The 21,368-nt window shown below is 44.3% G+C and carries 20 protein-coding genes and 1 riboswitch; of the genes, 7 read left to right on the forward strand and 13 right to left on the reverse strand.

Annotated features, from left to right (window positions below; translation table 11 throughout):
- Positions 1 to 98: 98 nt before the first annotated feature.
- A complete protein-coding gene (locus ACRRSX_RS11725; RefSeq protein ID WP_432453026.1) occupies positions 99 to 1,868 on the reverse strand; it encodes a sigma-54-dependent Fis family transcriptional regulator in 1,770 nt (589 codons plus the stop codon).
- A 253-nt stretch (positions 1,869 to 2,121) separates the two neighbouring features.
- Between ACRRSX_RS11725 and exaC the strand changes: the two genes are divergently transcribed.
- The gene (gene exaC, locus ACRRSX_RS11730; RefSeq protein WP_432453025.1) at positions 2,122 to 3,642 is read left to right on the forward strand and encodes an acetaldehyde dehydrogenase ExaC; all 1,521 of its coding nucleotides are present in this window, start codon (positions 2,122 to 2,124) and stop codon (positions 3,640 to 3,642) included.
- 101 nt (positions 3,643 to 3,743) lie between these two features.
- On the opposite strand, the gene ACRRSX_RS11735 is transcribed toward exaC, so the two are convergent.
- Together ACRRSX_RS11735 and ACRRSX_RS11740 are read right to left on the reverse strand one after the other, a co-directional pair.
- A complete protein-coding gene (locus tag ACRRSX_RS11735; protein ID WP_432453024.1) occupies positions 3,744 to 4,025 on the reverse strand; it encodes an acylphosphatase in 282 nt (93 codons plus the stop codon).
- A 1-nt stretch (position 4,026) separates the two neighbouring features.
- Entirely contained in the window at positions 4,027 to 4,626 is a 600-nt protein-coding gene (locus ACRRSX_RS11740; RefSeq protein WP_432453023.1) for a GNAT family N-acetyltransferase, read from the reverse strand.
- Positions 4,627 to 4,948: 322 nt separating this feature from the next.
- On the opposite strand from ACRRSX_RS11740, the gene moeA reads away from it, so the two are divergent.
- Positions 4,949 to 6,181 (forward strand): molybdopterin molybdotransferase MoeA, encoded by a 1,233-nt coding sequence (moeA, locus tag ACRRSX_RS11745; RefSeq protein ID WP_432453022.1) that lies wholly within the window; start codon positions 4,949 to 4,951, stop codon positions 6,179 to 6,181.
- A gap of 145 nt (positions 6,182 to 6,326) precedes the next feature.
- Here the strand turns inward: moeA and moaE are convergent, their stop codons facing one another.
- The 8 genes from moaE to ACRRSX_RS11785 form a co-directional block, all read right to left on the reverse strand.
- Complete coding sequence (gene moaE / locus ACRRSX_RS11750; protein ID WP_432453021.1) at positions 6,327 to 6,767, reverse strand: molybdopterin synthase catalytic subunit MoaE; 441 nt, start codon at positions 6,765 to 6,767, stop codon at positions 6,327 to 6,329.
- The gene (moaD, locus tag ACRRSX_RS11755; RefSeq protein WP_432453020.1) at positions 6,768 to 7,016 is read right to left on the reverse strand and encodes a molybdopterin converting factor subunit 1; all 249 of its coding nucleotides are present in this window, start codon (positions 7,014 to 7,016) and stop codon (positions 6,768 to 6,770) included.
- Positions 7,010 to 7,507, reverse strand: a complete 498-nt coding sequence (gene moaC / locus ACRRSX_RS11760) for a cyclic pyranopterin monophosphate synthase MoaC (RefSeq protein WP_432453019.1) — start codon at positions 7,505 to 7,507, stop codon at positions 7,010 to 7,012. Before moaC ends, moaD begins: the two co-directional genes overlap by 7 nt.
- 6 nt (positions 7,508 to 7,513) lie before the next feature.
- Positions 7,514 to 8,026 carry a molybdenum cofactor biosynthesis protein B gene (gene moaB / locus ACRRSX_RS11765; RefSeq protein WP_432453018.1) on the reverse strand — a complete coding sequence of 171 codons (513 nt, stop codon included), beginning with the start codon at positions 8,024 to 8,026 and terminating at the stop codon, positions 7,514 to 7,516.
- On the reverse strand, positions 8,023 to 8,595 hold the full coding sequence (mobA, locus tag ACRRSX_RS11770; RefSeq protein ID WP_432453017.1) for a molybdenum cofactor guanylyltransferase: 573 nt from the start codon (positions 8,593 to 8,595) through the stop codon (positions 8,023 to 8,025). Before mobA ends, moaB begins: the two co-directional genes overlap by 4 nt.
- Before the next feature lie 216 nt (positions 8,596 to 8,811).
- A complete protein-coding gene (gene moaA / locus ACRRSX_RS11775; protein ID WP_432453016.1) occupies positions 8,812 to 9,786 on the reverse strand; it encodes a GTP 3',8-cyclase MoaA in 975 nt (324 codons plus the stop codon).
- Positions 9,775 to 9,915: riboswitch (molybdenum cofactor riboswitch) on the reverse strand. It overlaps the preceding gene by 12 nt.
- Before the next feature lie 136 nt (positions 9,916 to 10,051).
- A complete protein-coding gene (locus ACRRSX_RS11780) occupies positions 10,052 to 10,348 on the reverse strand; it encodes a Dabb family protein (protein WP_432453015.1) in 297 nt (98 codons plus the stop codon).
- Between the two features lie 142 nt (positions 10,349 to 10,490).
- A complete protein-coding gene (locus tag ACRRSX_RS11785; protein WP_432453014.1) occupies positions 10,491 to 12,623 on the reverse strand; it encodes a YgiQ family radical SAM protein in 2,133 nt (710 codons plus the stop codon).
- 389 nt (positions 12,624 to 13,012) lie between these two features.
- Here ACRRSX_RS11785 and ACRRSX_RS11790 point away from each other — a divergent pair, with 389 nt between their 5' ends.
- Positions 13,013 to 14,560: a phospholipase D family protein gene (locus ACRRSX_RS11790; protein ID WP_432453013.1), complete on the forward strand. Its 1,548-nt coding sequence runs from the start codon at positions 13,013 to 13,015 to the stop codon at positions 14,558 to 14,560.
- 148 nt (positions 14,561 to 14,708) lie between these two features.
- Here ACRRSX_RS11790 and ACRRSX_RS11795 read toward each other — a convergent pair whose 3' ends face one another.
- Both ACRRSX_RS11795 and ACRRSX_RS11800 read right to left on the reverse strand, forming a co-directional pair.
- A complete protein-coding gene (locus tag ACRRSX_RS11795) occupies positions 14,709 to 15,191 on the reverse strand; it encodes an FKBP-type peptidyl-prolyl cis-trans isomerase (RefSeq protein ID WP_432453012.1) in 483 nt (160 codons plus the stop codon).
- Positions 15,192 to 15,308: 117 nt separating this feature from the next.
- A complete protein-coding gene (locus ACRRSX_RS11800; RefSeq protein ID WP_432453011.1) occupies positions 15,309 to 17,570 on the reverse strand; it encodes a peptidase U32 family protein in 2,262 nt (753 codons plus the stop codon).
- Positions 17,571 to 17,853: 283 nt separating this feature from the next.
- On the opposite strand from ACRRSX_RS11800, the gene ACRRSX_RS11805 reads away from it, so the two are divergent.
- The 4 genes from ACRRSX_RS11805 to ACRRSX_RS11820 are packed head-to-tail and all read left to right on the forward strand — an operon-like array spanning position 17,854 to position 21,361.
- Positions 17,854 to 18,741 carry a metal ABC transporter substrate-binding protein gene (locus tag ACRRSX_RS11805; RefSeq protein WP_432453010.1) on the forward strand — a complete coding sequence of 296 codons (888 nt, stop codon included), beginning with the start codon at positions 17,854 to 17,856 and terminating at the stop codon, positions 18,739 to 18,741.
- A complete protein-coding gene (locus ACRRSX_RS11810; protein WP_432453009.1) occupies positions 18,738 to 19,619 on the forward strand; it encodes a metal ABC transporter ATP-binding protein in 882 nt (293 codons plus the stop codon). Before ACRRSX_RS11805 ends, ACRRSX_RS11810 begins: the two co-directional genes overlap by 4 nt.
- Positions 19,612 to 20,490: a metal ABC transporter permease gene (locus tag ACRRSX_RS11815; protein WP_432453008.1), complete on the forward strand. Its 879-nt coding sequence runs from the start codon at positions 19,612 to 19,614 to the stop codon at positions 20,488 to 20,490. The genes ACRRSX_RS11810 and ACRRSX_RS11815 overlap by 8 nt, the downstream gene beginning before the upstream one ends.
- Positions 20,483 to 21,361: a metal ABC transporter permease gene (locus ACRRSX_RS11820; protein ID WP_432453007.1), complete on the forward strand. Its 879-nt coding sequence runs from the start codon at positions 20,483 to 20,485 to the stop codon at positions 21,359 to 21,361. Before ACRRSX_RS11815 ends, ACRRSX_RS11820 begins: the two co-directional genes overlap by 8 nt.
- Positions 21,362 to 21,368: the final 7 nt, after the last annotated feature.

Genomic DNA, 21,368 nt, shown 5'->3' on the forward strand with positions numbered 1-21,368 from the left:
AAAGCGACTAGTTACGCCCTTCATACCTGTTTATCGGCAGATTTATTCTACGCAATAAGTTGGTCATATAACCAACCAAATTAGTATTAACAAAACGATTAACGACTATGTTTTAAACGTCGTAATTTTCGATAAAGCGTATTACGGCTGATCCCTAGCAGTCTGGCACTCTGGCTAATGTTGCCATGGCAACGTTGATAAACCTGTAGGATATTCTCATCAATCGTCTGCTTTAAACCCACCTCTCCAGAAAGTCTATCTTCAGCTGGATGACCAAGTTGCTGTTGCAGAGACTCCGGTAAATCATCCCATTGTAATAACTTTTGATGTTCCGCCATCAAACAAGCAACCTGCATAAAATTATCTAATTCACGCAGATTTCCCGGCCATTGATATGCGCAGAGAATAGCCAGTAACTGAGGACAAATACGTTGACCTGCATGGCAATGCTGCAAATGGATCTGTTCGATCATCTGTTGAATATCTCGACGCTCGCGTAATGCTGGTAAAGTTAGCTGAAATCCATTTAAACGATAATATAAATCCTCTCTAAATAATCCCTGCTGTACTCGTTGTTTCAAATTTACGTGGGTAGCGGCAACCACTTGAACATCGACCGCAATCGCTTGATGTCCACCCACCGGGACCACTTCACGCTCTTGCAATACTCTCAATAAACGAGTTTGTGCCGATAAAGACATTTCACCAATTTCATCCAGAAATAGAAACCCACCTGCCGCTTGACGAATTTTTCCCAAAGCGCCTTTTGGAGCGGCACCGGTAAAAGCACCAGCTTGATAACCAAATAGTTCACTTTCGACTAAGTCGTGCGGCAAGGCCGCGCAGTTCACGGCTTGTAAAACGTGATTCGCGCGTTGGCTAGCCTGATGCAGACGTTTTACAAATTGCTCTTTACCGACCCCTGTTTCCCCATAAATTAACAAAGGAATAGATTTCTCGATCACCTTGAGAGCATGCAGCCAAGCGCGTTGAATTGATGGTTCTTTAAAACCTGAAAGTTTTGGCTGTGCCGGAGGCCTCGCATGCACAAATTTAGGTGTGCTTAAGGTTTTAGTCTGCATATGTAAGCGCAAGTTAGCTGAGCGCACCTTGCTTAACCACTGCTCGCCTAAATGAGTCGTCAAACTCTGGCCCACTTCGAGTTGTTTGATCAACTGGCGAGCCATTGGGTTATGACCCAATACTTTACCTTCTTCATCGGCCACGACAATCCCCTGCCAGCCAGAATGAAGCAAATGCGGTTGCGCAGCTAAGTCAATCCGGTAAACACTTTGGGGGAGTCGACACAGCAAGGCAATCTCAACTTGTTGGGCGAGACTCGCAACTAAAGACATAGCTTGTTGGTTATGGCGCTGTTGTTCACTGGTGATATCTAACACTGCGACCATCTCGCCCTGTGGAGAAAAGATTGGACAGGCACTACAGCTCATAAAGCGATGGTGTTTAATATAATGCTGTTCACCAACCACAGATACTGCTTGTCCGATCGCGATAGCGGTGCCAATGGCATTGGTCCCTTTATACTGCTCTAACCAGTTCACACCAGACTCAAGAGCCACATTCGCGAGTTTATCGGCGAACTTGTCTATTCCCCAATGATCAATCACAAAACCATCTATATCAGACAAAATCAATCGACAAGACGTGTGGGCCATCAATTGCTCAAATAATGGATAGGCATAAGTTTTTACTAATTGAATCAGATCGTCATACCGTTGGTGGCGCATTTTTAATTCAGCCTTGGCTAAACGAAGTTCGTCTGGTGAATAACTCTCCGATAAGCCCGCATTTTGGCTTCTTAACCAAGAGGCATTAAGTGAATTGGGCAGTTGGTACTTTACGCTCATAACACTGTTCCAAAATGTAACACATTGTATGTGCCAGAATATAACAGTGTGACAGCCCACCTGATGACTCAACAACCAGCCCGCCACACCTTGAGAAAATAGTTTATTTTACCAATCATAACTTTACATTTCATTAACAACAAGTCCTGATTAATTGGTTCATCACTTGCAATACGCTGATTAAGTGCAATATATCAGCACCCACAAAAGCAACAACTTGATAACAAAAAGTAAATTATAGAAGGATTTGACGATGCTATATGCGCAGCCAGGAACCGAAGGTTCATTGATTACTTTTAAAGAACAATACGACAATTTTATCGGTGGTCGGTGGGTCCCACCCAAAAATGGACAATATTTTGAGAATCGTTCACCGGTCAACGGTGAAGTCTATTGCAAGGTCGCTCGTTCCGATGCTCAAGATGTCGGTTTAGCACTCGATGCCGCTCATGCAGCAAGTGCGGGCTGGGGCAAAACTTCGGTCGCAGATCGCTCTAAGGTCTTATTAAAAATAGCCGATCGCGTCGAACAACATTTAGAATCGCTTGCTGTTGCCGAAACTTGGGGAAACGGTAAAGCAATCCGCGAAACATTGAACGCAGACATACCACTATTTGTTGATCACTTCCGCTATTTCGCGGGCTGTATTCGAGCCCAAGAAGGTGGTGCTGCCGATATAGATTCAACCACTGTCAGTTATCACTTTCCCGAACCTTTAGGCGTTGTAGGACAGATTATTCCTTGGAACTTCCCTTTACTCATGGCGGCATGGAAACTAGCGCCAGCACTTGCTGCTGGTAACTGTGTGGTATTAAAACCCGCAGAACAAACCCCGGTATCGATTATGGTACTCATGGAGCTAATTGAAGATCTAGTGCCTGTCGGAGTGATTAACGTGATCAACGGCTTTGGTGCTGAAGCTGGGCAAGCACTGGCAATCAGTAAGCGTATCGCCAAGTTAGCCTTTACCGGCTCCACTGAAGTTGGTCAGCATATATTAAAATGTGCCGCCGATTCACTGATCCCCTCAACGGTTGAACTTGGCGGAAAATCGCCCAATATCTATTTTGCCGACGTGATGGCTCATGAAGATGACTATTTGGATAAAGCTGTGGAAGGTATGCTACTCGCATTTTTCAATCAAGGGGAAGTTTGTACCTGCCCTTCCCGCGCGTTGATCCAAGAATCCATTTATGATCAATTTATGCAACGAGTCCTAGAGCGTGTAAAAACCATCAAGCAAGGGGATCCACTTGATCTGACAACTCAAGTGGGGGCTCAAGTTTCTAAAGAACAACTGGATAAAATTCTCAGTTATTTTGAGATCGGCCGCAATGAGGGTGCAGAGTTATTAACGGGTGGTGATACCTGTAAGTTACCCGGTCAACATAACAACGGTTACTTTGTGAGTCCCACGATTTTAAAAGGGACTAATGACATGCGGATCTTTCAGGAGGAAATATTTGGACCGGTGATTTCGGTCACCACGTTTAAAGATGAAGCCGACGCCTTACGTATCGCCAACGATACCGAGTATGGTTTAGGCGCAGGCGTGTGGACCCGCGATATCAATTTAGCACAACGAATGGGGCGAAATATCCAAGCTGGTCGCGTGTGGGTAAATTGCTACCACGCCTACGCCGCACATGCTGCTTTTGGTGGCTACAAACGTTCCGGTATCGGTCGTGAAACCCACAAAATAGCCCTCTCACATTACCAAAATACTAAAAATATGTTGGTTAGTTACGACGTGAACCCGCTGGGTTTCTTCTAAAAACAAATAAGCTTAGCCAATAGCAAACAGTGGCAAAGTATGTAAAGCCACTGTTTGTTATTCATTACAAAATAATTCGGAAGTGAAACACAGAAGAACAGCTAATAGCAGACAAAGTTGGTTTTGGATTTTTGATCGATAGAAATAAATTCCAAAGTCTCCACCTCAGACACCCGGCCAAGCGGTGATGCATGATATAAAAATGAAATAAGTTGCTCCAAATTGGTTTGTTTTCCTTCGGCAAATATTTCAACATCACCGTTTGCCAAATTCTTAGCGTAACCAACAATATCTGATTTACTTGCTTGTTGCATCACATGATATCGATAGCCTACGCCTTGAACATGACCTTTAACAACCGCCATTAAACGATAATTTCTCATACTACCTCATTAACGAAGTCGCACAGTCTAACTGCGAATAGTCAAAACTCAAGCCCTCAACAGAAGGCCTATCCAGAGGCACTTTGCAGTGTTCCAAATCCAAACGAAAATAACGTTGTAACTGATAATGGGGGTTCAGTATCTCTATTTCTTCAAAACCAAACTGACCCAAGGTCCAACGAAGTCGTTGGTCTTGGCAATTGCAAATAAGACTCAGCAATGTATATCCTTTTTTTAAGGCACTGCAACGCGCCCAATCCACCATTGCCTTGGCAATACCTTGACCCGCAAATTCTCGTTTAACGGTTAGCTTATGCATAAATAAGCTTTCGCGTTTTTCTTCTAAACCGACATCAATAATTCCACTGTTTTTGTCTAAAATCATCGCGGCGACAGGTTTACCAGCAATATACCCCATATACATCTCATCTAAACGATGACTTGCTAACATGGAGTGAGGAGTGATGTGATGGCATTTCCACAAGGTTTCCCCCCGTGACTCAAACCAAGACGCAGCTTCCATCAATAACTCACAAAATTGATAAAGCTCGATGCTGGAAATAGCACGAACGACTAGATTCGGACTCGGCTCTGTGGACATATAAACTTCCTTGAAAATATTCTGGCCTAAATTTGCCACAGCTGTAACAAACCAGTTAAATCATAGCTGTATTATGTTAATCCGCAACATAAAAAATAACAAGCCGTTAACTTTTGACAGTTTCACATTTAATATTATTAAATCAACCATTCATAGTACATTAAACTAATGCGTGTTCGCTATACTTAAGCAAAATCAAAGGCGAGTTAGTTATACAGTATTTTCGACTAAATTGTTTTTTTAATGAATTCCCTGCCCCTACAGTCAAAGATACGATAATCTTGTTATATTAATAATCAAGCACTCATATATAGGAAAATCAATGGATTGTTGTCACCAACCTGGACTATTGCCACTGGAACAAGCCAAAGCACTGCTCAATGAAAATGTAAAAGTAATCACCAAGACTGAAATGGTCGGTTTAGATTCAGCCTTAAACCGAGTGCTCGCTGCTGATCTTATTTCACCATTGAATATCCCTCCCTTCGATAACAGTGCCATGGACGGTTACGCACTATGTGTGAGTCACTTACCGGCCAATCAACAACTTCCGCTCAGTGAAAAGGTGTTTGCCGGAGACGTAAACAAACACCAACTTAAACCAAAGCACTGTGTCAGGATCATGACCGGAGCACCTCTACCATGCGGTGCCGATGCAGTCGAAATGCAAGAAAATACCAGTGTCGATGGTTCTCTGATTACCTTTAAACAGCCAATATCCATCGGGAATAATATCCGAAAAATGGGAGAGGATATCACTCAAGGGCAAATCGTGATTAGCGCGAATACTTTGCTCAATTCAAGTCATATTGGCCTATTAGCCAGCTTAGGGTTCGATCAAATTGCGGTGCAAACTCGTCTGAAAGTAGCGCTGATGTCCACTGGAGATGAACTTATCGCCCCCGGCAATCCGTTAAGTCATGGGCAAATTTATGACAGTAATCGCTTTGCAATTAAAGCGATGCTAGAACGCTTACCTGTTGAAGTGCTCGATTTTGGGCTTATTCCAGATCAACATTCATTGATCAAACAAGCATTCGAGCAAGCAGACCAACAGGCTGATATTGTGATCTGTAGTGGCGGCGTATCAGTTGGTGAAGCAGATTATACAAAATTGGTGCTGGACGAACTGGGAGAGATCGGATTTTGGAAAGTGGCAATGAAACCGGGTAAGCCTTTCGCTTTTGGCCAGTTAAAAGAGTCTTACTTTATTGGCCTTCCCGGCAACCCAGTTTCCGCTTACATTACTTTTTACAAATTGGCCTTGCTTGTCATTGCAAAGGCAAGTGCCTGGAATTATCAAGCGCCACCGCAAATCAGCGCTCAAACGACGACAGCGTTGAAAAAACGTCCCGGAAGACTCGATTTCCAGCGTGGTATTGTGAGTACAGATGCGCAAGGGCAGCTGCAAGTATCCCCCACAGGAAATCAAGGCAGCGCTATTTTTAGCAGCCTTAGTCAAGCAAACTGTTTTATCGTGTTAGAACAAGAGCGTGGCAAGGTGATGGCAGGAGAATGGGTCAAAATAGAGCTATTCGCCAGCCCCATGATTTAATGCTAGGTTTGATCTCTATCTCGATGCTAGGTGCTCCACTAAACAAGGCAAAGCTTATGAAAGCTTAGCCGTTAACCAACAAGGCATTAGAATCGCAAAATGAAGGACCATCAGTGTAAGGCTATAGGTTGAAGCCCTTAAAGCTTTACCATTTACTTGTGGCACGTAAATCAGACTGTCTCGCATCGAGCCAAGATTCGCCCTGCTGACCACGTTCCTTTTTCCAAAATGTAGCTTGTGTCTTTAAGTAATCCATGATGAATTGACACGCGGCAAATGACGTTTCGCGGTGTTCACTATTCACTCCAACAAACACAATCTGTTGGTTAACTTCCAAATCCCCCACTCGATGGATAATATTAGCATCTTGGATCGGCCAACGTTGTTTGGCCTGCTCAACAATATCAGCCAGCTGCTTTTCGGTCATCCCGGGATAGTGCTCAAGATGCAAGCTGTCGACTTGCTCTCCAAGATTCATATCCCGCACTAAACCGACAAAAAACACAATCGAGCCGGTGTGGCAATTGGTTGCCAAACGTTGGTATTCGGCGCCTACATCGAAATCTTGTTGCTGAACTTTAATCATCTAACCACCTGTAACGGGAGGGAAAAATGCGACTTCGTCACCAGCATGTAAAGCCACATCGTGGTTTACATGCTGGTGATTAACGGCCATTAATAACGCTGGATCTTGCAATGCAGTCCAGCGAGAGCCTAGGCTCAAAAGCTGCTGTTTTAGTGTGGCAGTGTCGCCGCCATTGGTGAGTTCGATAGTCACCGCCGATTGGCCGAGCTGATCTTTTAAGCGAGCAAAAAATAACACCTTAATTAACATTTATTTTCCTCACGGCCACTCACTTGGAAAGAACCAGACTTACCGCCATGTTTTTCAAGTAATCGAATATCTTGAATGACAATATCCTTTTGAATCGCTTTACACATATCATAAATAGTTAATGCTGCAACGCTAGCAGCAGTTAAAGCTTCCATCTCGACCCCAGTTACGCCGCTTAATTTAACAGTACTTACAATCAAGATCTCTCGACGAGATGCATCTAAAGTTAAATCGACACTCACTTTGCTCAGCATCAAGGGGTGACAAAGCGGGATTAAATCGGAAGTTTTTTTAGCCGCTTGAATACCTGCAATACGAGCACAAGCAAAAACATCTCCTTTGTGCTGCTCTGCACCTAATAAATTATCAACCACCTGCTGGTTAACCAATACTAAAGCCTGAGCCTTGGCCACGCGGCTGGTCGCTATCTTATCAGAGACATCAACCATGATAGCTTCGCCAGAAGCATTAATATGACTAAATTTACTCATCCAAAATCACCTGATATGGGGCACAAAGTTACAAGGCTTGTGGGTACTATTAAGTTGTTCTAAAAGTATTTTTTGCCATGCGGTCTTACAGGCATTGGTTGACCCTGGGACACAAAAAATCACAGTCTTATTGGCAAAACCTGCTAAAGCACGACTTTGCACCGTAGATGTGCCTATTTCTTGATAAGAAATACTCCGGAACAATTCGCCAAAGCCTTCAATGTCTTTATCAAATAATACGCTCATAGCTTCCGGAGTATTATCTCTAGCAGTAAAGCCTGTTCCGCCAGTGCTAATCACACAATCAATCTCAGACGAAGCAATCCATTGGCTGACAATCGCGCGAATTTGATAAACATCGTCAATTACGATGTGCTTATCCGCTAACCGGTGTCCTGCTTGCTGAAGTGCCTCCGCAAGATATTGGCCGGAACTATCGGTAGCTTCATTACGGGTATCTGAAACCGTAAGTACCGCAATATTTAAGAATGTTTGTTGAACGGTAGCCAAATGGCTCATGAGTGTTCTCCATTGGTTTTTTGGGCCGCTTGCCATTGGTCGGGCGTATTAGTATTGACCATCACTGTTTGATATTCAGCGGGTAACTCAATGACGTTTGCACCAATCGCTGAACTAAAGGCAACAATTGAAGCGCGCTTGGGATCTTGTTCATCTAGCAGCGAGCGTAAGATCGATTCTGTTTGTTGATTCCGAACCACATAAAGTGGAAACATACTATTTTGGCAATAGGCACTCCGATTGGTTTGCTGAAAGCATGCCAATAATTGACGGAGGACCACATCGGACAGTAATGGCATATCAACCGGTACAAATAAAAACGCTGGCGACTCCAACTGATTTAAACAACTATAAATACCTGACAAAGGGCCGCGGGAAATATCAATATCCACGATACACTGATAGCCCGGATATTGGCCGCTCACATATACTGCAGAGCCAAGCAGCCTTTGTAATTGTTCAACCTTGGTCTGCAATAGAGTTTTGCCCTGCCAGTGAAGAAGCGCTTTGTCGCGCCCCATCCTGCTAGAGCGCCCGCCTGCAAGTACTACCCCGATAATTGCCTGCATAAATAACGACTCATCAATCCTTTTGTTGCATCGGCTTGCTCACCATAATAATGCCTATTTAGCGTAATGATTAAAAGTATTAATATAATATAAACTTATTGGTGTTTCTCTTGTTCGGCTCAGCGGCCAATTTAAGGGCCTTGGCTAAAGGGATAAACGGAAATGACGTGACTTCAACCTTCCCGATGACTCACAATGATACATCATCGTTAACAACTAACCGCCTATTGACGCTAAATGAGGGGTGGCGCCAGTATTACCATCATGAAGGAAGTGAGTCCCTTTTTTACTCAACAAGGCTTGTTCAATTCGTTGAGTTAAAGCGGCCTGCTGTAATGGGGAGTTCAACAAATCACGTAGTTCAATCCCCTCTTCACCAAACAAACACAGATGCAACCGCCCTTGAGAAGAGACTCGTAATCGATTGCACGTACTACAAAAATCTTTAGCATAGGGCATGATTAAACCAACCTTACCGGCGTAATCTGGATGGTAAAAAACCTCAGCAGGACCGGCATTATGAGCTCTTATCTGCGCTTGCCATCCGCGTGACAGCAGTTGCTGTTTAAATCCCGTCCCAGCAATATGATGTTGTTCAAAATATTCGGGATTTGCCCCTATTTCCATCACTTCAATAAAGCGGACTTCGACCGGACGGTGTTTGATCCAGTTTAGATATTGTTCAAAGCCATGTTTTGCAAGCTGCTTAATCAACACCGCGTTCAATTTTATAGAGCGAAAACCTTGGTTGAGAGCCTCGTCAACCCCCGCCATAACTTTCACAAAGCTGTTGGTGCCAGTAATCGCAGCAAATTGACGCGGGTCCAAACTATCAACACTAATATTAATATGGTTTAAGCCGGCTTGTCTCCATTGCTTGGCATGTTTAGCTAATTTAAAACCATTGGTGGTCATCGCCAAGTGCTCAATTCCCTCGGTTTGGGAACAGATTTCGATCACTTCGACTAAGTCTTTGCGTAAGCTGGGTTCACCGCCAGTTAAACGGATCTTATTGGTGCCTAAGTCTGCAAAACAACGCGCGAGCAACGCGATCTCCGACAGCTTAAGTTCGCTTTTAGGCGTATCGCAATGATAGCCATCGGGAAGACAGTAGTTGCACTTAAAATTACAAACTTCAGTGAGCGAAAGCCGCAAATAGCTAAACTGTCGGGAAAATGAATCCGATAACATAAATCAACCTTTCCAAATGCGGGAGGCAAAGGCATTTCTGTCCTTTACCCTGCTTAGACTATTGCTAAGGGTCTAAACGCCATATCGTTATGACTTAGGTCGATTTAGACTTCGGTGATTGCTGAATGCTAAGCAATAAATCGCTGTTTGTTAAGTAATTTATTTCGAGTGATGGGTTTATGTAACATGCTTTTAGCATTAAGCTGGTGGAACTAAAAGGAATTTGGCTTGGAAATTTATCTCACCAGACCTTTGCTGTCGTTCGCTATAACTGAAAGTCAAATACGATAATGTCGTCTAATAAAGGTCTGAGTACTTGCTTAAGCGCAAGGTGCTCGGGATGAGGTAAATAGTTTTGTCGCCCAGCTTCGTCTGCAAAAGTCATCAGTACCGAATGCGTATATCCCTTATTTCGATACTCTGGGCTGTTGTTTACGCCCCATTCAACCGTAAGCACCCCAGTAACTTTTTGCGGCATCGCTTCAAATAAGGTTTGCAAGTGCTTAATCTGCACCGTGTCTGCCGTGGCCTGGAACTTAATCAGCAATATATGCCGTATCATGATGTACTCCTTCAAATGCCTATATCGGAGCGATAAACATTGAAATGATTCAACAATCTATCGCTCCGTTGAGCCATGCCGCTATAACCTAGAGGCTGAAACTAAGTCACTAATAAAAAGAATATTCAAATCAACCACCAGCCTATTTACGTTTAAATTGCTTGTTGGTAAATCGGGTGGCAGCAAACTGGCTGTTTTTGGCACCTTTAAAACCACGATTACCGGCGCGACGACCATCACGACGACCTTCGGCAGGCACCAGATGGTGTAAGCCATTCCCAATTAACTTGGTTAAGCCCATGTTGGTTAAACCTTCCCGAATAATTGGCCAGTTCTTCTCATCATGATAACGCAGTAAAGCCTTATGCAAACGCCGCTGACGCCCTTTTTTCGCTACTGGAACTCGCTCGCTGCTATGGCTGATCTTGTGCAAAGGATTGCGCTCGGTATGATACATCGTGGTAGCATTGGCCAGCGGCGAAGGATAGAAATTTTGCACCTGATCTAAGCGAAACTTGTTTTTCTTCAACCACAATGCAAGGGTGACCATGTCTTCATCTTTGGTTCCCGGATGAGCCGAAATAAAGTACGGGATAAGGTACTGCTTCTTCCCTGCTTCCTGTGAGTACTTATCAAATAACTCTTTAAATTTATAATAAGTTCCCATGCCCGGTTTCATCATCTTTGATAAGGGCCCTTCTTCGGTATGCTCAGGCGCAATTTTCAGATATCCGCCCACATGGTGCAGTGCTAACTCTTTAATATAGCGCGGATCTTCAATAGCAATGTCGTACCGCACACCAGAAGCAATCAGGATTTTTTTGATCCCTTCAACCTTGCGAGCCCGCCGATATAGATCGATGGTCGGTTGGTGGTCGGTGTCCATATGATGGCAAATACTCGGATAAACGCAGGATAAGCGTCGACAAGTTTCTTCGGCCTTGGGGCTCTTGCAATTCAGCCGATACATGTTTGCCGTAGGTCCACCTAAATCAGAAATAACCCCCGTAAAACCAGGAACTTGATCTCTGATCTGTTCGATCTCTTCAATGATTGAATCTTCCGAGCGACTCTGAATAATTCGCCCTTCATGTTCGGTGATCGAACAGAAGGTACAGCCGCCATAACAGCCCCGCATGATGTTGATGGAAAACTTAATCATGTCATAGGCTGGGATCTTCGCTTTGCCATAACTGGGATGTGGAATGCGTTGATAAGGCAGACCAAATACCCCGTCCATATCTTCAGTACTCAAAGGTAAAGCCGGTGGGTTTAACCAGACAATCCGGTCGCCATGACGCTGCGCTAAAGCACGTGCACAACCGGGATTAGTTTCGAGGTGAAAAATACGCGAAGCATGAGCGTATAACACCGGGTTCACTTTCACCTGCTCGTAGGCCGGCAAGTTAATGTAAACTTCTTCCCAAGGCCGTTTCTTTTCCATCTGCACCACAATCGGCTTGGCTTGCTGTGGATCAATCGTTTCTACCGAATCATCTTGAGTAGAACAGCTTTCTTCAATCTCGGCATAAGGGCTAATAATCGGATCGATTTTACCGGGTTTATCCAAATGACTGGAATCTAAACCGCTCCAACCGGGCAGCGCTTGTTTACGAATAATCGCAGTACCACGCACATCGTTGAGCTCGGCGATAGCTTCGCCCTGACTCAAACGATAGGCCACTTCAACCAGGGGACGTTCGGCATTACCGTAAATCAATAGTTCAGCCTTGGCATCAAACAAAACCGAGCGACGCACTTTGTCAGACCAATAATCATAATGGGCAATTCGTCGTAAGCTGGCTTCAATACCACCTAAGATCACCGGCACATCTTTATAGGCTTCTTTACAGCGCTGTGAATACACAATTACCGCCCGATCGGGTCGTTTGCCACCTTCATTGTTTGGCGTGTAGGCATCGTCATGGCGTAATTTACGATCGGCTGTATAACGATTAATCATCGAGTCCATATTGCCGGCCGTCACCCCAAAAAACAGATTGGGTTTACCAAGGCGCATAAAATCATTTTTGTTGGTCCATTCGGGCTGCGCAATAATGCCGACCCGAAACCCCTTGGCTTCCAGCATTCGACCAATCACCGCCATACCAAAACTGGGGTGATCAACATAAGCATCGCCAGTCACGAGTATCACATCGCAACTATCCCAACCTAAAGCTTTCATCTCTTTGCGCGACATCGGCAAAAACGGCGCAGCCTTACGCTGACGATTCACGCAGCTTTCAGGTTTAAATAGGGTTTCAGCGGTGTGCATAGGCTTAAGGTCTCGAAAATGAAGGCCGCATATTATATACGTATTCACCAAGCTAAGGAAACGGATTAACACCAAATTAACAAACTAACTTTTTATCTGCCTGTTGGTTAGCTAGCTTAAACACTAAATAACAGCTAACATTTCTTTGTAATTTAAATAGTTAAGCAAAGCGAGAGGCCTTCGGCCCAAATTCACAATATATACCATTGGTGATAGCGCTTTTGGTTTAGATCAATCGTATGGCCAAACAGATTGCAACGCTTAGTAAAAAACGCTGCTTACCGAGCCTTAGGGAGATAACGACTGCTCGATGAAAAAAGCGCTTACTGGGCGATGTTCGCAGCCAACCCTTGGTCCTCAATTCAATTTATTTGGAAAAGAACAAGCACATGGACGCGACTAAATTTTTAGTAAAGTTAATCATCATGGCATTCGCTGGCCTGGTATTTTTTGGTTGTGCACAGCGTCCCGACCCCGCACTTATCGCCCAATACAAACAAGCGAGCTACGCACTAATTGCGCCAGATGAGCTGTCCAATAAACAAAGTATCATGCAACTTCAGAGCTACCAGCCGGGTAAAAATGGCATCGCGATATTACCTGATGGGGTGAGTGCGCTGGCCGCACGAATAGCCCTCATCGAAAAGGCTCAGTTATCGATAGATGCCCAATACTATATGATTAAGGAAGATCTAACGGGGGCAATTTTTCTGGGTCATTTGTTAAAAGCTGCGGAGCGAGGGGTACGGGTGCGCTTGCTAATGGACGACATTAACACCAATAACTACGACGATATGCTCAAAGCCATTACGATGCACCCGAATATCGAAGTGAGAATATTCAATCCCTTCTATAATCGACGCTTTCGCGTGACCAATATGCTGGGAGATTTTCAGCGTTTAAATAGCCGGATGCACAATAAATCATTAACCATCGATGGCTTGATCAGTGTGGTTGGTGGTCGAAATATTGGCGATGAGTATTTTAGCGCGCGGGATGACCTCGACTTTGCCGACATCGACGCCATGGCTTTTGGGCCGGTGGTTCAGCAGGTGAGCCAAGCCTTCGACTTGTATTGGAATGATCGACGTAGCTACCCGATGGAAGCCCTCAACCTTAAATCGGTCGACCAAGATGCCCAATTACGACGTTTAGAACAACAATTATTCAGCCAAAGCCTTAAGCCGCTGCTACAGGCGCATACTCGCTATCAACAGCTAATTAGCAACCATTCTTTACGCGATGTACTGTATTGGTGTGACGCTGAATTATTCGTCGACCATCCCGATAAAAACCCCGATTTTGCGCAAGATGTTGCTAGCAATCTGGCACAAGTATTGGGTCGGGCTAAACAAACTATCCTGCTTAGTTCGCCATATTTTGTACCCGGAGTAGCAGGTAGCCAAGGTTTGTCCGCTATAGCCAAAAGCGGCGTAGATGTGAGTGTGATTACCAATTCTTTAGCCGCAACCGATGTCGCGGCGGTGCATGCCGGATATAAAAACTACCGCCGGCAACTGCTGGAAGCAAACGTGTTTATATATGAAATAAAACCCGATGCAAAGCAACGTCAACGGCTTGCTTTTTTCGGTAAGGGGGCCTCTCGAGCCAGCTTACATAGCAAGTTGTTTGTTATCGATCAGGAAAAATTATTTATCGGCTCCTTTAATTGGGATCCACGCTCCATCAATTTAAACACCGAAATGGGCTTGTTACTAAGCTGCCCTAATTTGGCGGACAAGGTCACCCAACAAATACGTGATAATCTGGATTATAAAAGTTATCAAGTTCAGCTCGATAGTAATCATCGGCTACGCTGGCGCGAAAAATTACGCAATCAAACCGAGATTATTTACAGCCAAGAACCGAAAGCCACCCTATGGCGGAAATTTCAAGCCTGGTTGGTGGGTTTGTTGCCACTGGAAGATCAACTGTAATCGCTCGCAAACGAGCCATATTGGATAATTATTTGCGGGGTGAATAGTGATGTTACGACGATAAATACTGTCGCTCGCGAGGCACGCCTCGCAACAAGCTGGTTATTGTTGAGCCACCAGCTTGCGCGACACTTTAAGCCGCTTCGTCTTAGTGGTGGTGACCACAACCGCCAGCCGCATGAACGTGCCCATGGGCCAGTTCTTCTTCGGTGGCCTTACGCGTTTCAACCACTTCGATACTAAACGCTAAATCAATACCAGATAAAGGATGGTTACCATCAACAATGACTTCATCATCTTCGATACCAATAATAATCACCGATTGCTCACCTTCATCGGTCGTAGCTCGGAACTGCATGCCAACTTCCACTTCAACTTCGCCGAACATTGATTTAGGCACGGCTTGCACAAGGTTATCATTACGCTCACCATAACCGTCTGCGGCAGCGATCTCTGCGTCAAACTTATCGCCAACTTTTTTACCAAGTAGCGCGTTTTCTAGACCTGGTACGAGTTGACCTTGACCAACAATCACTGCCAGTGGTTCTTTACCTTCAGAGGTGTCTAATTGCTCACCGTTTGCATGTACCGTGTATTCGATTATGGCAACATCGTCTTTTGCGATAGTCATCAATGATTCCTCAATTTATGGGTTGTGGCGATGCCACGAAACCGCCAATTCTAAAGCTTTGGCTTACAAAATGCCACGCTAACGGCTTAATCCGTACTTCCAGTTGCGATAATCAAGCTATAAACCCTTGTAGTACTGCTTAATTTGAGTCGGGCTTATATGGCTATGTAATGTTTGATCTGCGTTTGGCTCTGCATTTAATAAACTGACAAACTCGGCGATTAAAGCTTGCTTAGTAAGGTGCGCCGCTATCCTTGTCTGATTTTTCACATCTCTAAGATCAACTAAGACGTCGCTAAATATGCCAGGCAATTTTGTTAAGATCTCACTGTTTAAGAAATGTTGCTGACTATACAAACTATTATGCTCACCAGCCTTTTTACTAATCACATATTCAGCGTCTTTCAAATTAATAATCGAGCTTGTTTTTACGCACTTACGTAAACACTTATGATCAACTTGAGTTTTCTTACAACCAACCACTTGCTGAAATAAACACTGACGGCTGGTCAACATCTTGATTGGATGGTAAATGCTGTAAAAGCAACGAAAGCCTTGCGGTGCTTTTAATTGGCGCATTTGTCCGGCATTAAGTTCGTTACTCACAAAAGCGCCATCGCAGCCCCCCTGCTGTTGAAGGGCCTGCATCGCCCATGAATTTGCTGTATTCAACTGTGGCCCGGCAATCCAGTTGAGCCCTAATTGTTGTGCCAAAGCGCCGATCCCACTATTGTTGGTCACCAACAGTTTCGGTTGAACCACCCTTAAAAACTCCCCCGCAGCTTGGTAATGCTCACCGATTAAGATTGCAGGAAACCAGGCCTTAAGCCTTGGTTTAGCTTGGAATAATGCAATGCTGTCATCAAGAGAATCAGCGAAGGCATTTGGTAAGTGCCAATATAAATCTACCTCTTCTATTTCAGCCAACTCAAGATCATTATGATCATCAACCAAAACCGCAAGTCGAGGCACAGTTATTGGTTTGTCGGCGCTTGCCACAACGGAACAATTCAATGCAGATGGATCAAGCGCTTTTACCTTTGGCGGCTGCCGAAGTACCAATTGATCAAACTGTTGCTTGAGCGCAAATAACGATTTGACCGAAATAGCCAACCCAGGGGAAACTTCGCTCACATCAAGCGCTGCTAGGCAATAGCCCCGATTGTTGATAGTAAATAAATCTTGCAGTCGTTGGGTCGACAAACCCTGTGAGTTAGCTGTCTGCAAATTTTCTTCGCTGCAGAGAATAAATTGTTGCGAGCCGCAGTGAGCGATTAATTTGAGTGGTTGAGCAAGCTTAGCGATCAGCTTAATTTTTACCGGGATTTGGCTGATGCTTAAGCGGTCAATCACCTGCTGCATGTTTGCAATGAGCGCGGTATTATCATCATATAGCGACTGTTTTAACACTTGCCGTGCCGACTCGCTCAGTGCAGATTGTTGCTGAGAAAAATGTTGTAGTGCATGATTCCGAGAGTTATCAATATACATCTGTTGGCTAAGCTTGCCCTTTAAATAACCGTTACTAAAATCACGATTAAACACCTTATACAAAGGCGTGCTGTCGCTTAACAACGGCTGACTCTGATAGTAGCGGTCTAACTGCTGGCGCCATTGTCCAACGACTGTGTATACGTAATGCGCTTGTTTCATGCGCCCTTCCACTTTTAAGGAATAAACACCAGCATCGGCCAAAGCCTGAAGATCATGAAAAGCAGAATTATCTTTTAGGTTTAACGGAAAGTCTTTGCCCATTTGGGTAGTTTGGTATTGATCGCGACAAGGCTGACTACAGCGGCCGCGATTTCCAGAACAACCGTTACGTACCGAACTGATGTAACATAGTCCGGAAAAGCCAATGCAATAGGAACCATGTACAAATACTTCCATCAGTACATTGTGTTGATGTCCGTAGTCTGCCAATAATTTAATTTCTTCAATATTGAGTTCTCGAGCAAGATTTACACGACTCACCCCAAGTTTGTTCAACAAACTAATTTGCCCAATGTTATGGGTATTTAGTTGGGTTGAAGCATGCGCGTCCAGGCTGGGAAAATGTTGCTTAACCATATGCAACAAGCCCAAGTCTTGCGCGATAATGCCGTCAATCGCGATGTTCACCAAACGATTGAGTAAGCGAGTCATCGTAGGCAGTTCGCTCTCTAATAAAATAATATTTAGTGCGACAAAAATTTTACAATTTTGCTGATGTGCCAAAATGCACAGATCATCAAGCTGATCCAGTGAGATGTTGCTTGCTCGACTCCGAGCATTGAACTTCTCCAAGCCTAAATAAACCGCATCGGCCCCAGCTGCGATAGCAGCCTTTACCGAGCCAAGATCTCCTCCAGGAGCCAACAATTCAAACTGAGATTTCATAAGCACAAACTTTACACGACTCGTCAGGATCAAAGCCGTGCATTCTACCGATTGCTCAGCGCAAAGGGATAACTAAGCGCCACAAGTTTAATTTGAATCAAATAAAGTTTTAATTAATAAAAACATGATTAATACTGAACCTAGTCCCAAGCACTCCCCACTTCCTGCAAAAATAATCGCTTAAAATAAGCCAGCCTTGAGCATGATTAATCCAAAACCAATTTGCAAATGATAATTATTATCATCTATAGTGGTGTGGTTATTTACCTAAAAGGAAACAGTCATGGCACTTCGGTTTTGGCTCACGAGTTCAATTTTGTTGTTTGCAATTGGTGTTCCTTACACCGCACACGCTAAGTTCAAAGTTGTCACCACTTTCACCATTATTCAAGACATTGCTCAGAACGTCGCCGGAACAAATGCAGATGTGCTATCGATAACCAAAGCGGGCGCAGAAATTCACGATTATCAACCAACACCCAAAGACATAGTTAAAGCACAAGCGGCCGATCTTATTTTGTGGAATGGCTTAAACCTTGAGCGTTGGTTTAAACAATTTTTTAGTAACATGCCTACAAAGCCGTCAGTGGTGGTTACAGAGGGGATCGAACCGATCTCTATTTATGCAGGTCCCTATCAAGGTAAGCCCAATCCACACGCATGGATGTCTACCCAAAATGCATTGATATACATTGAAAATATCCGCAAAGCCTTGGTGAAATATGATCCCAAAAATGCCGCCAGTTATAACCGTAACGCTAAGAATTACGCCCTACAGATCAGCCAGCTAGAACAAACAATCAAACAGAGTTTTACAACTCTTCCGGTAAGCCAAAAATGGTTAGCCACCAGCGAAGGCGCGTTTAGCTACCTAGCAAGAGATTTAGCGTTCAATGAAACCTATTTATGGCCAATCAACGCCGATAGACAGGGAACTCCCAAACAAGTGAAACGATTAATCGAAACCATTAGGCAACACCACATCCCGGTGATATTTAGCGAAAGTACGATTTCGGACCGAGCAGCCAAGCAAGTGGCCCGCGAAACCGGGATCCACTACGGCGGAGTACTTTATGTGGATTCACTGTCTGAAAAAGGCGGCCCGGTTGCAAATTATATCGATTTATTACGCGTGACCACCAGCACCATTAAACGGGGGTTTGATTTATGAGTAAAGCTGTCAGCATTCAGGCCCAAGAGGTCAGCGTGATTTACAATAATGGGTTTACCGCAATCCAAGATGTGAGCTTTGATTTATCTGGGGGAACCATATGCGCCTTAGTTGGGGTCAATGGTGGCGGTAAGTCCACGCTATTTAAAAGCATAATGGGCTTGGTAAAATTAACCAGCGGCAAAATACTTTTATCCGGTATGTCCACCCAACAAGCCTTAAAAAGTAACTTGGTCTCCTATGTGCCACAATCCGAAGACATTGATTGGGATTTTCCAATTTTGGTTAAAGATGTGGTGATGCAAGGGCGCTATGGGTATATGGGCTGGTTAAAACGACCCACAAAAAAAGACCATGCAATTGTCGACCAAGCGATGCAGCGAATGGGCATTGCTGAATTAGCCACCCGACAGATCGGCGAATTGTCAGGCGGCCAAAAGAAACGCGTGTTTTTAGCTCGGGCATTGAGCCAACAAAGCCGCATCATGCTGCTTGATGAACCATTTACCGGCGTCGATTTCAATACCGAAAATGCGATTATGGATTTACTTAAGTCTCTAAAAAAGCAAGGCTATTTGATTCTCGTATCGACCCATAACTTAGGTAACGTGGCCGACTATTGTAATGATGTGATATTGATCAATCGCAGTGTGGTCGCAACGGGTACGGTAGAAACCACCTTTACCCAACAAAACCTTGCTGCAACCTTCGGTGGCGTGCTCAAACAGATGGGTATTTCTGGTTCAGACCTGCATAAGGACGACGACCAACGTACCGTAACGATTATTTCTGACCATGAAAAACCAGCGGTATTTTATGGGAGTAAAACCGAACACAGCCAACTGTTAACAGAAACCAGCAGGCAAGATTATGATTGAGTATTTGTTGGAACCTTTCAGTTATCAATATATGAATAATGCACTACTCGCAGGTGCATTAGTGGGCTCAGTCTGCGCATTTTTATCCACTTACTTGGTACTGAAGGGCTGGTCGCTAATTGGTGATGCCCTATCCCACTCTGTCGTGCCGGGTGTTGCAGTGGCTTACACTCTTCACCTGCCGCTTGCTGTGGGCGCATTTTTTGCTGGTTTCTTAGCCGCTGGCAGTATGGCGATCATTAAACAGCTTTCCCATCTAAAAGAAGACGCCATTATTGGTTTAGTGTTCACCAGTTTCTTCGCCTTAGGCTTGTTAATTATTTCGCTAAATCCAACCTCAATTAATATTCAAGCGGTGATCTTTGGCAACATCTTAATGATTACCCAGAGCGAGCTACTGCAAATACTCATTATTTCCGTCTCAACCTTTGTCATTATCGGCTTGTTTTGGAAACCCTTATTATTAGTTTTTTTTGATGAAAACCAAGCGGCCACCACCGGTATCTCTGCCCGTGTATTCAAACTGCTATTTTTTGTTCTGTTAAGTGCTTGCACCGTTGCCTCTTTACAGGCTGTTGGCGCGCTACTGGTGATCGCCATGGTGATCATCCCTGGCGCCTCCGCCTATCTCTTGAGCGATAGATTTGGAGTAATGCTGATTATTTCTACGCTGTTTGGCCTGGTCACCAGTTTAGTTGGAGTGTACCTCAGTTATTTTTGGGATACCTCCACTGGCGGCTTAATCGTGTTGAGTCAAGTGAGCATTTTTGCCACAGCGTTATTGTTCGCCCCCAAGTACGGACTGCTCAACAGCCATCACCGACAAGCTCGGTCGCTAAACAAATTACTGTCAGGAATTAAACATGCTTAATATGCTGATAGAGCCACTGCAATATCAATTCATGCAGCACGCCTTATTCACCGGGCTGGTCGTCAGCCTGGTTTGTGCTTTGCTTTCCTGTTTCTTAGTTCTGAAGGGCTGGGCGTTAATGGGAGATGCAATATCTCACGCAGTACTCCCCGGCGTAGTGATAGCCTATTGCTTAAGCATTCCACTTTTAATCGGCGCATTCATCTCTGGCTTTAGTTGCGCCCTATTAACTGGTTATATAAAACAACGCAGTCGAATCAAAGAAGATACTGTGATGGGAGTGGTCTTCTCCAGTATGTTTGCCCTTGGCTTAGTCCTATTTACCCAAGTAGAAACAGACCAACACCTGATGCATGTATTATTTGGCAATATCTTAGGCATATCAAAATACCTGATGCTACAAACCATCACCATTTGTTCAGTGGTATTGCTGTGTACGCTCTGGTTCCGTAAAGATTTAAAATTATATTGTTTTGACAAAAGTCATGCTCGGGTGGTCGGCTTAAATACTAACTTTCTTTATTACTTATTGTTGGTTCTTATGGCGATGACCACGGTGGCAGCCATTCAAGTGGTTGGCATTGTATTGGTGGTTGCGATGTTGGTTGGACCCGGGGTGATTGCATTAATTTTTAGCAAACGCTTTGAACAAATGCTAATCATCGCTTGTCTGGTTGCGAGCTGTTCGACTTTTATGGGAGTCTTAATTAGCTACCATATTGATGGTTCAACTAGCGCCTGTATCGTCTTGTTTCAAGCGCTCGTGTTCATCTGTGCTTTTAGCTACAAGAGCCTGTATAACAAAGGCAAGCGACGCGCGGCGAAACTAGCCTCGCAGCCAAAAACCGTACTTTCATCGACTCAGCCCTAAACACGCC

This window comes from Agarivorans sp. QJM3NY_30 (assembly GCF_050870855.2).
Lineage (GTDB): Bacteria > Pseudomonadota > Gammaproteobacteria > Enterobacterales > Celerinatantimonadaceae > Agarivorans.

Coding starts and splice junctions, on each gene's coding strand:
- ACRRSX_RS11810 (WP_432453009.1), top strand. CDS start 18,738: ATGAGTAAAGCTGTCAGCATTCAGGCCCAAGAGGTCAGCGTGATTTAC.
- exaC (WP_432453025.1), top strand. CDS start 2,122: ATGCTATATGCGCAGCCAGGAACCGAAGGTTCATTGATTACTTTTAAA.
- ACRRSX_RS11725 (WP_432453026.1), bottom strand. CDS start 1,868: ATGAGCGTAAAGTACCAACTGCCCAATTCACTTAATGCCTCTTGGTTA.
- moeA (WP_432453022.1), top strand. CDS start 4,949: ATGGATTGTTGTCACCAACCTGGACTATTGCCACTGGAACAAGCCAAA.
- ACRRSX_RS11740 (WP_432453023.1), bottom strand. CDS start 4,626: ATGTCCACAGAGCCGAGTCCGAATCTAGTCGTTCGTGCTATTTCCAGC.
- moaC (WP_432453019.1), bottom strand. CDS start 7,507: ATGAGTAAATTTAGTCATATTAATGCTTCTGGCGAAGCTATCATGGTT.
- moaA (WP_432453016.1), bottom strand. CDS start 9,786: ATGTTATCGGATTCATTTTCCCGACAGTTTAGCTATTTGCGGCTTTCG.
- ACRRSX_RS11805 (WP_432453010.1), top strand. CDS start 17,854: ATGGCACTTCGGTTTTGGCTCACGAGTTCAATTTTGTTGTTTGCAATT.
- ACRRSX_RS11820 (WP_432453007.1), top strand. CDS start 20,483: ATGCTTAATATGCTGATAGAGCCACTGCAATATCAATTCATGCAGCAC.
- ACRRSX_RS11735 (WP_432453024.1), bottom strand. CDS start 4,025: ATGAGAAATTATCGTTTAATGGCGGTTGTTAAAGGTCATGTTCAAGGC.
- moaB (WP_432453018.1), bottom strand. CDS start 8,026: ATGAGCCATTTGGCTACCGTTCAACAAACATTCTTAAATATTGCGGTA.
- ACRRSX_RS11780 (WP_432453015.1), bottom strand. CDS start 10,348: ATGATACGGCATATATTGCTGATTAAGTTCCAGGCCACGGCAGACACG.
- mobA (WP_432453017.1), bottom strand. CDS start 8,595: ATGCAGGCAATTATCGGGGTAGTACTTGCAGGCGGGCGCTCTAGCAGG.
- ACRRSX_RS11785 (WP_432453014.1), bottom strand. CDS start 12,623: ATGCACACCGCTGAAACCCTATTTAAACCTGAAAGCTGCGTGAATCGT.
- ACRRSX_RS11815 (WP_432453008.1), top strand. CDS start 19,612: ATGATTGAGTATTTGTTGGAACCTTTCAGTTATCAATATATGAATAAT.
- ACRRSX_RS11790 (WP_432453013.1), top strand. CDS start 13,013: ATGGACGCGACTAAATTTTTAGTAAAGTTAATCATCATGGCATTCGCT.
- moaE (WP_432453021.1), bottom strand. CDS start 6,767: ATGATTAAAGTTCAGCAACAAGATTTCGATGTAGGCGCCGAATACCAA.
- ACRRSX_RS11800 (WP_432453011.1), bottom strand. CDS start 17,570: ATGAAATCTCAGTTTGAATTGTTGGCTCCTGGAGGAGATCTTGGCTCG.
- ACRRSX_RS11795 (WP_432453012.1), bottom strand. CDS start 15,191: ATGACTATCGCAAAAGACGATGTTGCCATAATCGAATACACGGTACAT.
- moaD (WP_432453020.1), bottom strand. CDS start 7,016: ATGTTAATTAAGGTGTTATTTTTTGCTCGCTTAAAAGATCAGCTCGGC.